The 13,704-nt window shown below is 70.9% G+C and carries 12 protein-coding genes; 8 read left to right on the top strand and 4 right to left on the bottom strand.

Annotation, left to right across the window (positions count from 1 at the left end; all coding sequences use genetic code 11):
* The 3 genes from AOK01_RS04300 to AOK01_RS04290 form a co-directional block, all read right to left on the bottom strand.
* The coding region (locus AOK01_RS04300; protein WP_055508548.1) for a RidA family protein at window positions 1–373 on the bottom strand (373 nt) is incomplete at its 3' end.
* A gap of 48 nt (window positions 374–421) precedes the next feature.
* On the bottom strand, window positions 422–1,204 hold the full coding sequence (locus AOK01_RS04295) for an IclR family transcriptional regulator (protein ID WP_055508546.1): 783 nt from the start codon (window positions 1,202–1,204) through the stop codon (window positions 422–424).
* Complete coding sequence (locus AOK01_RS04290; protein ID WP_245702081.1) at window positions 1,201–2,424, bottom strand: sugar kinase; 1,224 nt, start codon at window positions 2,422–2,424, stop codon at window positions 1,201–1,203. Before AOK01_RS04290 ends, AOK01_RS04295 begins: the two co-directional genes overlap by 4 nt.
* Before the next feature lie 245 nt (window positions 2,425–2,669).
* On the opposite strand from AOK01_RS04290, the gene AOK01_RS04285 reads away from it, so the two are divergent.
* Window positions 2,670–3,971 (top strand): amino acid deaminase, encoded by a 1,302-nt coding sequence (locus AOK01_RS04285; protein WP_055508544.1) that lies wholly within the window; start codon window positions 2,670–2,672, stop codon window positions 3,969–3,971.
* A gap of 9 nt (window positions 3,972–3,980) precedes the next feature.
* A complete protein-coding gene (locus AOK01_RS04280) occupies window positions 3,981–5,609 on the top strand; it encodes an N-acyl-D-amino-acid deacylase family protein (protein WP_055508542.1) in 1,629 nt (542 codons plus the stop codon).
* A gap of 30 nt (window positions 5,610–5,639) precedes the next feature.
* On the opposite strand, the gene AOK01_RS04275 is transcribed toward AOK01_RS04280, so the two are convergent.
* Window positions 5,640–6,503, bottom strand: a complete 864-nt coding sequence (locus tag AOK01_RS04275; RefSeq protein ID WP_055508539.1) for a S1 family peptidase — start codon at window positions 6,501–6,503, stop codon at window positions 5,640–5,642.
* A gap of 589 nt (window positions 6,504–7,092) precedes the next feature.
* Between AOK01_RS04275 and AOK01_RS04270 the strand changes: the two genes are divergently transcribed.
* From AOK01_RS04270 to AOK01_RS04245, 6 genes are all read left to right on the top strand, one after another.
* Entirely contained in the window at window positions 7,093–8,304 is a 1,212-nt protein-coding gene (locus tag AOK01_RS04270; protein ID WP_055508537.1) for a pyridoxal phosphate-dependent aminotransferase, read from the top strand.
* A 108-nt stretch (window positions 8,305–8,412) separates the two neighbouring features.
* Complete coding sequence (locus AOK01_RS04265; RefSeq protein ID WP_055508535.1) at window positions 8,413–8,838, top strand: SCO4983 family protein; 426 nt, start codon at window positions 8,413–8,415, stop codon at window positions 8,836–8,838.
* Between the two features lie 276 nt (window positions 8,839–9,114).
* Window positions 9,115–10,206 (top strand): substrate-binding domain-containing protein, encoded by a 1,092-nt coding sequence (locus AOK01_RS04260; RefSeq protein WP_055508534.1) that lies wholly within the window; start codon window positions 9,115–9,117, stop codon window positions 10,204–10,206.
* The gene (locus tag AOK01_RS04255; protein ID WP_055508533.1) at window positions 10,203–11,378 is read left to right on the top strand and encodes a toxic anion resistance protein; all 1,176 of its coding nucleotides are present in this window, start codon (window positions 10,203–10,205) and stop codon (window positions 11,376–11,378) included. The genes AOK01_RS04260 and AOK01_RS04255 overlap by 4 nt, the downstream gene beginning before the upstream one ends.
* Window positions 11,375–12,937: a substrate-binding and vWA domain-containing protein gene (locus tag AOK01_RS04250; protein ID WP_055508531.1), complete on the top strand. Its 1,563-nt coding sequence runs from the start codon at window positions 11,375–11,377 to the stop codon at window positions 12,935–12,937. Before AOK01_RS04255 ends, AOK01_RS04250 begins: the two co-directional genes overlap by 4 nt.
* A complete protein-coding gene (locus AOK01_RS04245) occupies window positions 12,924–13,541 on the top strand; it encodes a hypothetical protein (protein ID WP_055508530.1) in 618 nt (205 codons plus the stop codon). Before AOK01_RS04250 ends, AOK01_RS04245 begins: the two co-directional genes overlap by 14 nt.
* Window positions 13,542–13,704 lie beyond the last annotated feature (163 nt).

Here is a 13,704-nt window from a genome sequence, read left to right as displayed (position 1 = left end):
GGCCTGCCGGCAGGCCGACGTAGACCGTGGTGCGGGCCGCGGGCGGCGCGGTCAGGTTCTGCTCCTCGAAGTACGCGTTGTAGATCGCGTTCATCTCGGCGAAGTGGTCGACGTCCGTGAGGTAGACGCGGATCATCATCGCGTCGTCCCAGGAGGCGCCGCCCTCTTCGAGGATGGCCTTGACGTTGGCGAGCGTCTGGAGGGTCTGCTCGCGCAGGGTGGGACCCGCGGGGGTCGGCGGCTGTCCCTCGACCGCGGGCAGGAAGCCGACCTGGCCCGCGACCTGGAGGATGTTCCCCTTCCTGACGCCGTGCGAGAACTTGGCGGGCGGGGTGGTGTGGGTCTTCGGGGTGAGGGCGGTCTTGTCGGTCATGCGCTGGCTTCCTTCTGCTTCGGCCTCATGAACTGGGATTGGTCGGCCTCATGAACTGGATGAACTGGATGAACCGGATTGGGTCGTCGGGGTTCTGCCCGAGTACTCGCCGCTGATGGCTTCCGCCGTGCGGCGGACCAGCGGGAGCAGGGTGAGAAGTTCGTCCTCGGTGACGACCACGTTCGGGGCGGAGACGGACATGGCGGCCACGGCCCGTCCGTCGGCGCCCCGGATGGGCGCGGCGACGCAGTTGATGGACTCCTCGTGGCCTCCGAGGTCGGTGGCCCAGCCCTGTTCGCGGACCTTGTCCAGTTCCCGCAGGAAGGCGGGCGCGCTGGGGGTCGAACGGGCTGTGTACATGGGGTAGTCGAGCTTCTCCGCGAAGGCGCGGCGCTCGGGGTCGGGCAGGTCGGCGAGGAGCAGCTTGGCGACGGCGGCGACCGTGATGGCGACGGGCTTGCCGATCCGTGAGTACATACGCACCGGGTAGCGGCTGTCGACCTTGTCGATGTAGAGCACCTCGCCCTCCTCGTGCACGGCGAGGTGGACCGTGTGGCCGCAGCTCTCGTTGAGGCGTACGAGGTGGGGGTGGGCGATCTCGCGGACGTCGAGGTTCTCCACGGCCTCCTGGGCGAGCGCGAAGAGGCGGGCGCCGAGGCGGTAGCGCTGGTCGGACTGGCGGTAGACCAGGCCGTGTTCGTGGAGCGTGCGCAGGAGGCGCAGGGCGGTGGACTTGTGGACGCCCAGGCGGTCGGCGACCTGGCCCAGGTCGGCGGGGCCCTCCGCGAGCAGCGGCAGAATGTTCAGCGCGCGGTCGACGGTCTGGCTCATGGGGTGGGTACCTCCTCGTCGGCCCGGTCTGTGGCGTGCGTCCAGCCGGGGCCGAGTCGAAGTCTCCCCCACGCCTGGTCGTCCAGGGCGGCGAGGCGGTCGGCGTGGTCGCGGGAGGGGGGTGCGCCCAGGTCGCCCGGGACGGTGAGGGCCGCGGCGGCCATGAGGTGGCCGTGGCGGAGGCGGTGTTCCGGAGGGAGGCCGCGGAGGGTCGCCGACAGGAAGCCCGCGGCGAAGGCGTCGCCCGCGCCCACCGGGGCGACGACGTCCACGTGCAGGGCGGGGGCGAAGGTGGTGGTGTCCGGTCGGCTCGTGGTCTCCGGCCGGCTCGTGGCGTCCGGTCGGCTTGTAGCGTCCGGTCGGCTCGTGGTCTCGCCCTCGCGCCGCGGGGGATGCGGGTGCGCGCCGGGGGGTGTCCGTCCTCGGTCCGGCGCGGAATGGGGCGCTGGAAAGGTGATGCCCGTTGACGCGCCATCCGCTGCGGGCGGACACCCCCCGACACGCCCCCTCGCGTCCGTACGCGGGTGCGTGTCGTGGGCCGCCTCGAAGACCGTGGCGCCTCGGCTGCCGTCCTTGACCACCAGTACGTGGGGCTCCGGGAGGGCGGCGCGGATGGCGGTGGGGCCGCCCGTGATGCCCCAGGCCGCCTCGGCCTCGTCCTCGCCCACGAAGACCAGGTCCGCGCCGCGGGCCAGGGTGAGGAGGGTGTTGCCCGCCGCTGTGGGGTCGGGCCAGAGGCCTTCCCGGTAGTTGACGTCGAACGAGATCAGGGGGCGGCCCGGGCGGGGAGCGGTCAGGGTCGTCAGGAGCGCCAGGCAGCCTTCGGAGAGGGCCGCCGTGATGCCGGACAGGTGCAGTACCCGCGCCGAGCGGAGGGCGTCCAGGTCCACGGTGGCGGGGGCCATCGCCGAGGCCGCGGAGCCCGTGCGGTAGTACGCCACCTCGTGGGCGTCGGTGGACCGGTCGCCCGCCGTGCGGAAGTAGATGCCGGTGGGGCGGGCAGGGTCGCGTCGTACGGCGGACGTGTCCACGCCGTATGTCTTGATCGTCTCTATCAGGTAGTCGCCGAAGCCGTCTGCTCCGACGCGGCTGACCCACCTCGCGGTGTGGCCGGTGGCGGCCAGTACGCACGCGACGTTGGACTCCGCGCCCCCGATCGCTCGCTCGAACGACGGCACGTGGGCGAGGCTGCCCGGGTGGGAGGGGAGGAACGTGACCATGGACTCGCCGAGCGTGACGACCTCCACGGCGGCCAGGGGGTGCGTGGCGTCGTGTTCGGGGCCGACGGGCGGTCCGGTGGGGGTCACGATGGCTGAGGCTCCTTGTCGCTGTCGCGGGTCGGTTGTCGCTGCCGCGGGTCCGGGCGGCTCCGTTGACCCGGCGTTGGCCGAGATGTTAGACAGCAGTAAGCGCGATACGCAATGGCTGTTGCAGAGAATGCAATGGCTCTGATCAGGGAGGCTCCATGGCCGCCGATTCCGCCGCCGACAGCACCGTCGCGGGACGTCTCGTCGCGCTCGGGGACGAGCGTGTCGACCATCGGTTCAAGGGCCTCCCGCCCGACGCCGAGGGGCTGACCGTCGACGAGCTGGCCGCCGAGCGCCGCAATCTGTTCAGTGGTGGGTTCACCACGCCGCTGCTCGCTCTGTCCGCCGAGCGGCTGGAGCACAACCTGCGGCTCATGGAGACGTACGCGGCCCGGCACGGCCTCGTCTTCGCGCCGCACGGCAAGACCTCGATGGCCCCCCAGCTCTTCCAGCGGCAGATCGAGCACGGCGCCTGGGGCATCACCCTCGCCGTGCCGCATCAGGTGCGGGTGGCCCGGGCCTTCGGGGTCCAGCGTGTCTTCCTCGCCAACGAGTTGGTCGATCCGGCCGCCCTCGCCTGGGTCTCCGCGCAGCTCGCCGCCGACCCCGGGTTTCGTTTCATCTGTTACGTCGACTCCGTGCGCGGTGTCGAGTTGATGGACGCCGCTCTGCGCGGGGGCTCCCGTCCGGTGGACGTCGTCGTCGAACTCGCGGCGGGTGAGGGTGCTCGGACCGGTGTGCGGACGGAGGCCGAGTGCGGGGTCGTCGCGGACGCGGTCGCCGGTGTGGAGACACTGCGGCTGGTGGGCGTTGCCGGGTACGAGGGCGAGGTGCCGGACGCGGACCCGGAGCGGGTGCGGGCCTGGTTGCGGCGGCTGACCGCCCTGGCCGTCGACTTCGACAAGGCGGGGCGCTTCTCGGCCGCCGGTCTGGACGAGATCGTGGTGAGTGCGGGCGGCAGCGCCTGGTTCGACGCCGTGGCCGATGTCTTCGCCGAGCTTCCCGAACTGACGCTGCCCGCACTGAAGTTGCTGCGCTCCGGTGCGTACGTCTCGCACGACGACGGTCACTACCGCGAGGTGACCCCCTTCACCCGGATTCCCGAGGAGGGTTCCCTGCATCCCGCCTTCCGCCTGTGGGCGCAGGTCGTCTCCCGGCCCTCACCCGAGCAGGCCTTCGCCAACGCCGGCAAGCGTGACGCCGCCTACGACCTGGATCTGCCCGAGGTCCAGGTGGTGCGGGGGCAGGAGGGTGGCGAGCGCGCCGCGGACGGCATCACCGTCACCGGGCTCTCCGACCAGCACGCCTGGATCCGGACCGGCGAGGGCAGCGAGTTGCGGGTCGGTGACTGGGTGGGTATGGGGCTCTCGCATCCCTGTACCTCCTTCGACAAGTGGCAGCTGATCCCGGTGGTGGAGCAGGACGGCACCGTCGTCGACTACATCCGCACCTACTTCTAGGAGCCCGCCATGATGGATCTCGTCATCCGTGACGTGGACGTCGTCGACGGCAGCGGAGGCCCCTCCTACCGGGCCGACGTGGGCATCGAGGGCGGGAGGATCACGACGGTGGTCCAGGAGGCCGCCGCTGCCGGGTGTCTGCGGCCCGTCGCCCGGCGCGTCCTGGACGCCGAGGGACTGGTCCTCGCGCCCGGCTTCATCGACATGCACGCCCACAGCGATCTCGCCCTGCTGCGGGACCCCGACCACAGTGCGAAGGCCGCGCAGGGCGTCACGCTGGAGGTCATCGGGCAGGACGGGCTGTCGTACGCGCCGGTGGACGAGCGGACGCTCGCCGAGGTGCGCAGGGCGATCACCGGCTGGAACGGCAGCGGGGACGACATCGACTTCACCTGGCGCTCGGTGGGCGAGTACCTGGACCGGCTGGACCACGGCTTCGACGGCGAGGGCATCGCCGTCAACGCCGCCTATCTGATTCCCCAGGGTTCCGTGCGCATGCTCGCCGTCGGCTGGGACGACCGGGAGGCCACGCCCCGGGAACTGGACCGGATGCGGCAACTGGTCGCCGACGGCATGCGCGAGGGCGCCGTCGGCATGTCCTCCGGGCTCACCTACACCCCCGGCATGTACGCCAAGGACGCCGAGCTGACGGAACTGTGCCGGGTGGTCGCGGAGTACGGCGGCTACTACTGCCCGCACCACCGCTCGTACGGCGCCGGCGCCCTGGACGCCTACCGGGAGATGGTGGACCTGACGCGCGAGGCCGGCTGCTCCCTCCATCTCGCCCACGCCACCATGAACTTCGGCGTGAACAAGGGCAAGGGGCCCGATCTGCTCGCCCTCCTCGACGAGGCGCTCGCCGGCGGGGCGGACATCAGCCTGGACACGTATCCGTACACGCCCGGGTGTACGACTCTCGTGGCGATGCTGCCCAGTTGGGCGAGCGAGGGCGGTCCGGACGCGATTCTCGGCCGGCTGAAGGACGAGGAGAGCGCCGAACGGATCCGCCACCATCTGGAGGTCGTGGGCTCGGACGGGTGCCACGGCGTGCCCATCGAATGGGACACCATCGAGATCTCCGGCGTGAGCGATCCGGCCCTCGCGTCCTACGTGGGCCGTACGGTGCGGCAGTCCGCGGACACCCTCGGCGAGGCGCCCTGGGTCACCGCCCGCCGGCTGCTCCTCGACGACGCCCTCGGCTCGACGATCCTCCAGCACGTGGGACACGAGGAGAACGTGCGGGCCATCATGCGGCACCGGGTCCACACCGGCGGCTCGGACGGCATCCTGCGCGGCGACAAGCCGCACCCGCGCGCGTACGGCACGTTCCCGGAGTATCTCGGCCGGTACGTACGGGAGCTGGGCGTCCTCACCCTGGAGGAGTGCGTCGCCCATCTGACGTCACGGCCCGCGGCGCGGCTGCAGCTGCCCGACCGCGGCCTGGTCCGCGAGGGCTACCGCGCCGACCTCGTCCTGTTCGACCCGAAGACGGTCGCCGCGGGCTCGACGTTCGACGCGCCGCGCACGCTCCCGACCGGCATCCCGTACGTCATCATCGACGGCCGTTTCGTCATCGAGGACGGCCGCCGGACGGATGTGCTGGCGGGGCGGGCGGTTCGCCGGACCACCACCGGCTGACCAGCACCGGCTGACCGCCGCCCCACCGGCTCACGGCTTGGGCAGGACGCAGCCGCTCGCGCTCAGGTCGAGCTTGCTGTCGAGTCCGAAGCAGGCGGGTATCTGGTGGGTCTCCTGCCCGTAGTTGATGCCCGCGCGGACGGTGACGTTGCCGCTCTCGTCGACCTCGCAGGGGTTGTTGTCGGTGCAGCGCCCGCCGTCCTCGTTGCCGGTGTTGTTGACGGCGACGACCTCACCGGTGGCATTGTTGATCACGGGCGAGCCCGAGGTGCCGCCGATGGTCTGGCAGGCGGAGGTGTAACGGACCGAGTCCTTCCAGGTCCACTCGCCCTCCTTCAGGCGGTAGGCGAAGCCGTCGACGGCGCAGGCGTACGTCCGCTTCCAGTAGCCGGAGACGACCGTGATGGCGGTGCCGGCCACCGGGTGCGTGTCGTTGAGCGTCAGCGCGCTGATGCCGTACGAGCTCTTGATCTGCCCGTACGTGGTGGTGAGCTGGTAGAGCGAGACGTCCGTGTCGGTCATCGTGGCGTACGCGATCTTGCTGGCGCGCAGGGTGGCGACCCGGGTGCCGGCGGAGTTCAGCAGGCCGAAGGTGCGGCTGGACGCCTGGTCGACGATGACCTCGCCGGCGGCGGGGAAGCCGGTCTCCAGGCAGTGGCCGTTCGACATCACCAGCGCCGGGTCGTCGTCCTCCGAGTCCGGGAGGCGCACGACGGACCCGGAGCAGTTGCTGAGCGACACGGTGCCGGCGAAGGTGACGGCCTGGACGGTGGCGGGTGCCTTGGCGGCAGCGACTGTGCCGGGTGATGGTGCCGTGGCGGCGACCGCCGGTGCTGCCAGGCCGGTCCCTGTGATCACCAGGGCTCCGAGCGCGGCAAGGAGAGGCTTCTTCATGTGGGGGGTCCCCTCTTGTGACGTGGATGACGTCGTGAGTGACGTGAGTGACGTGAATGACCTGAGGGATGTGAGGGACGTGAGCGGTCGGAGGTCTTCCGGCCACTTCCCGTCCAGCTCCCGTTTTGTCATGCGCATTCTGAAGCGCCGATTCCCCCCAAACAAGAACCCAAATCAAGCCGCCCCGACCAACTGGCTGACCGCCCGACCGACCGGCCGACCGGCCTCGGTGCGGGTGCGGGTGCGGGTGCAAGCGGGCTGCGGCTACGGAGTCAGCCGCACGGAAGCCCCCCAAGGGGCGCGGGGAACTGCGCGCCCAGCCACAGCGAACCCGCAGCGCACAACGAAACGCCCGGGGTACCGACCGCTCAGAAGCAACCCGCACCGAAACCCCTAAGGGGCGCGGGGAACTGCGCGCCCAGCCACAACCCACCCGCAGCCGCATCCCTGCGCATCCCAACCGCACAACGAAACGCCCGGGCACCGGCCGCGCCGAAGCAAGCCGGAGCCCAAGAAACCCCCGCGCCGCACATCTCACGTGGTGGAAAACACGCCGCGAGAAGCGTTACCCGGCCGTAAGCTCACGGACATGCAGGTGATCCAGTCGACCAAGCTCGCCAACGTCTGTTACGAGATCCGGGGCCCGGTCCTTGAGGAGGCCATGCGGCTGGAAGCGGCAGGGCACCGGATTCTCAAGCTGAACACCGGGAACCCGGCCGCGTTCGGCTTCGAGTGCCCGCCGGAGATCCTGGAGGACATCCTCCGCAACGTGTCGTCGGCGCACGGCTACGGAGACGCGAAGGGCCTGCTCGCGGCGCGCCGGGCCGTGGTCATGCACAACCAGACCCTGGGCATAGAGACGGACGTCGAACACGTCTTCATCGGCAACGGCGTGTCCGAGCTGATCGTGATGGCGATGCAGGGGCTGCTGGACGACGGCGACGAGGTGCTCGTACCCGCGCCGGACTACCCGCTGTGGACCGCGGCCGTGTCGCTGTCCGGCGGTACGGCCGTGCACTACCGGTGCGACGAGCAGTCCGACTGGATGCCCGACCTCGCCGACGTGGAGCGGAAGGTCACCGACCGCACCAAGGCGATCGTGATCATCAACCCGAACAACCCGACGGGCGCGGTCTACGACGAGGCGATGGTGCGAGGGCTCACCGACATCGCCCGCCGCCACAACCTGCTGGTCTGCTCGGACGAGATCTACGACAAGATCCTCTACGACGACGCCGTGCACACGCCGACCGCCAAGGTCGCCCCCGACCTGCTGACCCTCACCTTCAACGGGATGTCGAAGGCGTACCGCGTGGCCGGGTACCGGGTCGGCTGGATGGCGATCTCGGGGCCGCGGGCGCACGCCGACTCGTACATCGAGGGGCTGACGATCCTCGCGAACATGCGGCTGTGCGCGAACATGCCCGGTCAGCACGGCGTGGTCGCCGCCCTCAGTGGCCGGCAGACCATCACGGACCTCGTCCTGCCCGGCGGGCGGCTGCGCGAGCAGCGGGACGCGGCGCACGCGCTGCTCACGCAGATCCCGGGCGTGACGTGCGTGAAGCCGAAGGGGGCGCTCTATCTCTTCCCGCGCCTCGATCCGAAGGTCTTCAAGATCAAGGACGACCGGCGGATGGTCCTTGACCTGCTGCGGACCGAGAAGATCATGGTTGTACAGGGAACGGGCTTCAACTGGCCGGAACCCGACCACTTCCGGGTCGTCACCCTGCCCAGCACCCAGGATCTGACGGACGCGGTGACGCGGATCGGGAACTTCCTGGACGGGTACGGCCAGAGCTGAACGCCAGAGATGGCCCCCAGAGCCGACCCCCGACTTCTGAGTATGGTCAACTTTAGACGAAATCTAAGCTAGGATGGCTTCCTGTCAGAGCACAGGAGGCCATCTCCCATGTACGAACCGATCCGCACCAAGTCGGTCCACACGATGGCCGGCACCGCCGACTTTCCCCACCGGTCGCGCGAGGAGGAGCTGGACATCCAGCTCGCCGGTCATCTGGCGGCTCTGCTCGCGGTCACGGACGAGCTCCGTGAACTCGAACCGTCCGCCGAGCTCGATGTCGCCGCGGAGCGGCTGACCCAGCAGGTCACCCGTCTGCGCGGGGGCCACCCGCCGGTCCGTGCGGCGGGCGGCGCCGCCGGGCGCGAACCGCTGTCCGCCGGGGTCCACCAGCGGGCGCACGCCCTCGCGGGGCGCGCCCTTGTCGTCGCGGCGTCCCGGGCGGATACGGCTGCCGCGATTCTGGCCGCCGAGCGGATGGACGCGCACGCGGGGGCAGCGGGGGTCACGGGGGCTGCCGCCCTCGCCGGCCGCTGAGCTACTGGGCCGCCCGCTGGGCCACGCCGGGTCCGGGCCTGTCGGCCGTTGGAAGGGTCGCATCCATGCGGGTGCGGCCCTTCTTGCGTGCGGCGCTTCCGTCGCTCGCCCCGTGCGGGCCGGCGGGGGCTTGGCGCGCAGTTCCCCGCGCCCCTGAAGGGGCGCCCCTCGCCGCAAAGGGAGGAAATCCCTCCGGTTTCGTACTGGGATCGGGTGGTCACCCTCCGTTCATCCGAAGGGGCGGGGAACGTTGGGTTCCGGGAGCAGGCTCCGGGTGTGAAACGAATCGTCGCCATCGTCCTGGCGGTATTCCTGATCGGCGGAGTGGCAGCAGCCGTCGTGAAGGGCCGCGAAGAGCAGGGCAGGAGCACGGCAACGAAGACCGTGCGAGGAGTGATCGGGTCGGAGAAGGCGGAGTTCTTCGCCGACCCGGAGGTGGTGAAGGCCCTGGCTGCCAGGGGCTACACCGTGAAGACGGAGACCTCCGGGTCCTGGGCCATGGAGGGACTCGACCTCAAGGGGTACGACTTCGCGTTCCCCTCCAGCCAGGCGCCCGCCGAGGAACTGGCCGCCAAGTACCACGTACGGCAGCCGCTGCCGCGCCCCTTCTACTCGCCCCTCGTGGTCGTCGCGCACCGGAGCGCCGCCGAAGTGCTGGCGCGCAACGGCCTCGCGACGGTCGGGAAGAAGGGCAACGGCACCCTCGGCATGGCCGCCTACCTCAAGGCCGCCGGGGACGACAGGACCTGGCAGCAGCTCAAGGGGGCCGAGGCGCACGGTGAGTTGAGCGGCACGTTGTTCATCTCCACCACCGATCCGACCAGTTCGAACTCGGGCGCGCTGTACCTCGCCGCCGCCTCCTACGTGGCCGACAGCGGCCGGGTCGCCGACGGCGCCGCGGCCGTTACCCGGACGGCACCCCTGATGCGCAAGCTGATCAGTGTGCAGGGGGCTCAGCAGACCAGTACGGACGCCGCCTTCAGGGACTTCGTGAGCGGCGTCGGAAATCCGCTGGTCCTCGTGTACGAGTCCCAGGTCGCCGCGCTCCTCGCCCAGGGCCAGGGCGTCGACGACCTGACCGTGCTCTACCCGGACACCACCACGAACAGCGACCACACCGTCGTGCCCCTCACGGACGAGGGCCGTGCCCTCGGTGAACTGCTCGGCAGCGACAAGCTGTTGCGCGGGCTCGCGGTGCGGCACGGGTTCAGGCCCCAGGGCGCCGCCGTCGAGTTCACCGCGGCCACCGACGCCCACACCACGTATCTCAACCAGAAGCTGACCGGCGTCCGGCAGGCGCCCGTGCCCGCCTCCAAGGTGCTGCACGAGATGGCGCGCCGGGCCCGGGGCCAGGGGGACAGCAAGTGAGCAGCATCGAAGAGACCTTCACCCTCACCCCTCCCGAGGCCGTCGCGGCCGTGCCGAAGGAGAAGGCCGGCGGGCTCGTGCCGGTCGACGAGGCGGTCCGTACCGACATGGCGCGCAAGGCCGCCGAGTACGTCGACGGGCTCGCCGTGCTCGACGCCCGCTCCCCCGAGTTCGCCGGGCGGATCGGCGAGATCGTCGCGCTCGGCTCCGGCGAGATGCGCGGCGCCGCCGCCCAGTCGAACCGCATGCTGGAGCGCACCATCCGCGCCCTGCCCGCGAACGGCGAGGACGCCCAGTCCCGCGTGTCGTCCTCACTCGTCGAACTCCGGCGCACCGTCGAGGACCTGGACCCGCGCGACCTGCCCGGCGGCCGGGCACGCAAGCTGCTGTCCCGGCTGCCCGGCGGCAACAAGCTCCGCGACCACGTCGCCAAGTACGCCTCCGCGCAGGGCACGTTGAACAGGATCGTGGGGTCCCTGCGCGGCGGCCAGAACGAACTGCGCCGCGACAACGCCGCCCTGCAGACCGAACGCGTCCGCCTCTGGGACTCGATGGGCAAGCTCCAGGAGTACGTGATCCTGACCGAGGCCCTGGACACGGCGGTCGAGGGCCACATCACCGGTGTGGAGGCGCAGGACCCCGCGCAGGCCGACTCCCTGCGCGCCGACGTCCTCTTTCCCGTACGTCAGAAGCACCAGGACCTGCTCACCCAGCTCGCGGTGTGCGCCCAGGGCTATCTGGCGATGGACGTGGTCCGCCGCAACAACGAGGAGCTGATCAAGGGCGTCGACCGCGCGGCCACCACCACCGTCTCCGCACTGCGCATCTCGGTGATGCTCGCCTCCGCCCTGGACAACCAGCGCAAGGTCGTCGAGCAGGTCAACGCGTTGCGCGGCACCACGGAGGACCTCATCCGCGGCAACGCCGAGATGCTCGCCACCCAGAGCGGCGAGATCCAGCGCATCGCCGCCGACCCGGCCGTCGGCGCGGAGACACTGCGCTCGGCCTTCCAGCAGATCTACCAGACCCTCGACGCCATCGACACGTACAAGGTCCAGGCGACGGAGTCCATGGCGGCGACGGTGGACTCCCTGACCTCCGAGCTTGAGCACGCCTCGGCGTACCTGAACCGGAGCCGTTCGCAGGGCGCGCTGGAAGGGGGCCTCGCGTGAGCCCGACCTCAAGACGGGTCACCGTGGCCGCCGTCGCACTGGCCCTGCTGGTGACGGCCGGGTGCACCTCGGCCGCGGACGAACCCGACCCGGGCGGCACGGCCGGCAAGGCCGCACCCGGCACCCTCCGTGTCCTCGCCTCCAGCGAACTCGCCGATATGAAGAGCGTGTTGGCGCAGGTCCGCGAGGACACCGGCATCGAGGTGCGTCCCACCTACATGGGCACCCTCGACGCGGTCGACCTCCTCGCGAAGGGCCGGGCCGAGGGCGTGTACGACGCGGTGTGGCTCTCCTCCAACGACTATCTGCGTCTCGACCCCGCCGCCGCGAAGCAGGTCGTGTCCCAGACCCCGGTCATGTCCAGCCCGCTGGCCATCGGGGTCAAGGACGCCACCGTACGGAAGCTGGGCTGGCGGCCCGAGGACGTCACCTGGGCCGACATCGAGAAGGCGGTACGGGGCGGCGGGCTGACCTACGGCATGACCGACCCTTCCCGCTCCAACTCGGGCTTCTCCACCCTCGTATCGGTGGCCTCGGCCCTCTCCGGCGCCCAGTCCGCGCTCACGGACGCCGACGTACGGCAGGCGACGCCCCGGCTCACGGAGTTCTTCAAGGGGCAGCGGCTGACGTCGGGGTCGTCGGGTTGGCTGGCGCAGGCCTACGACCGGCGCGGTGACGTGGACGCCCTCCTCAACTACGAGTCGGTGCTCAAGTCGAAGAAGGGCCTGACGGTGATCCGCCCACGCGACGGAGTGATCACCGCCGACTACCCGCTCTCCACGCTCGCGTCTTCGAGCGGGCAGGTCCGCGACGACGTCCGCCGCCTCACCGAGGCCCTGCGCACCCCGGCGACCCAGCGGCTGATCACCGAGCGCACCCTGCGCCGTCCCGTCGTCCCCTCCGTGCCGCCCGCGACCGGTCTCGACACCACCCGGCGCCGCGAACTCCCCTTCCCCGGCAGCCGTTCCGTCGCCGACGGGCTCCTCGACTCCTACGAGAACAAGCTGCGCCGCCCCTCCCGGACCGTGTACGTGCTCGACACCTCGGGCTCGATGGGCGAGGACGGGCGCATCGACCGGCTGAAGAAGGCGCTCACCGACCTCACCGGCGACTTCCGCGAACGCGAGGAGGTGACGCTGATGCCGTTCGGCTCCGCGGTCAAGAGCGTCCGCACGCATGTGGTGCGGCCCGAGAACCCGCGCTCGGGGCTCGACGCCATCCGCCGCGACACCGAGGCGCTCACCGCCGACGGCGACACGGCGATCTACACGTCGCTGCAGAAGGCGTACGAGCAGCTGGGCGCCGACGACGACACGTTCACGTCGATCGTGCTGATGACGGACGGCGAGAACACCGCGGGCGCGGGTCCGGCGCGGTTCGACGGCTTCTACGGCCGGTTGTCCGAGAGCGAACGGCGGATCCCCGTCTTCCCGATCCTCTTCGGCGACTCCGACCGCGGCGAGCTGGCCCACATCGCCGACCTGACCGGCGGCCGTCTCTTCGACGCCCAGAAGGGCTCGCTCGACGGCGCCTTCAAGGAGATCCGTGGCTACCAGTAGGTCCAATCGGTCCCATCGGTTTCTCGGCTACCTGGAGTCCCGCAAGAACCTCACCGGCAGCGCCTGCGGAATCGCCGGCCTCGCGCTGACCTTCGCGGGGGTCGCGGGTCCGTACTGGCCGGTCGTCGTCGCGGGACTGTACGGCGCGGGCGCGCTGATCGCGCCGCCGGAGCGGCCGTCACTGCCGGACTTCCCGGACCCGTCCGCGCAACTGGACGAGATACGGGAGGACTTCGGCAGGCTCCGGTCCTACCTGGCGGACGTCGAGCTGCCACCCGCCGCGTCCGGGCGGCTCACCGAGCTGACCGAGCTGCTGACCGCGCTGCTCGACCCCGGCTGGGTCGCGGAGATCCTCGCGCGCGAGCCGGAAGGGGTGCACGTGGTGTCGCGTGCCGTGCGGACGGACATCCCGGAGGCCGTCGACACGTTCGTCCGTACGCGGTGGTGGGCCCGGCTGACTCCTGGCGCGGAGGCGCCCGAGCGGCATCTCGAACGGCAGCTTGCGCTGTTGCACGAGGAGGCGGAGGGCCTGGCGGCCGGCCTTCGCGAGACGGAGGCGCGGCGTCAGGAGTCGCATACGCGGTATCTGGAGGACCGGGCGTAGGGGGCAGACGACGGGTTTTTCGCCCCCGCCGCCCCTACCCATTCCCGTCACTTCCTCGGGGGCTCCGCCCCCGAACCCCCGGTCCTCAAACGCCGGACGGGCTGAAAGATTCAGCCCGTCCGGCGTTTGAGGACGAGCGCGTTCAGCGCGATTGCGGGGGTCT

It is taken from the genome of Streptomyces aurantiacus (genome assembly GCF_001418335.1).
In the GTDB taxonomy this organism is placed as follows: Bacteria; Actinomycetota; Actinomycetes; order Streptomycetales; family Streptomycetaceae; genus Streptomyces; species Streptomyces aurantiacus.
This window is presented reverse-complemented; position numbering and strand designations above follow the sequence as displayed.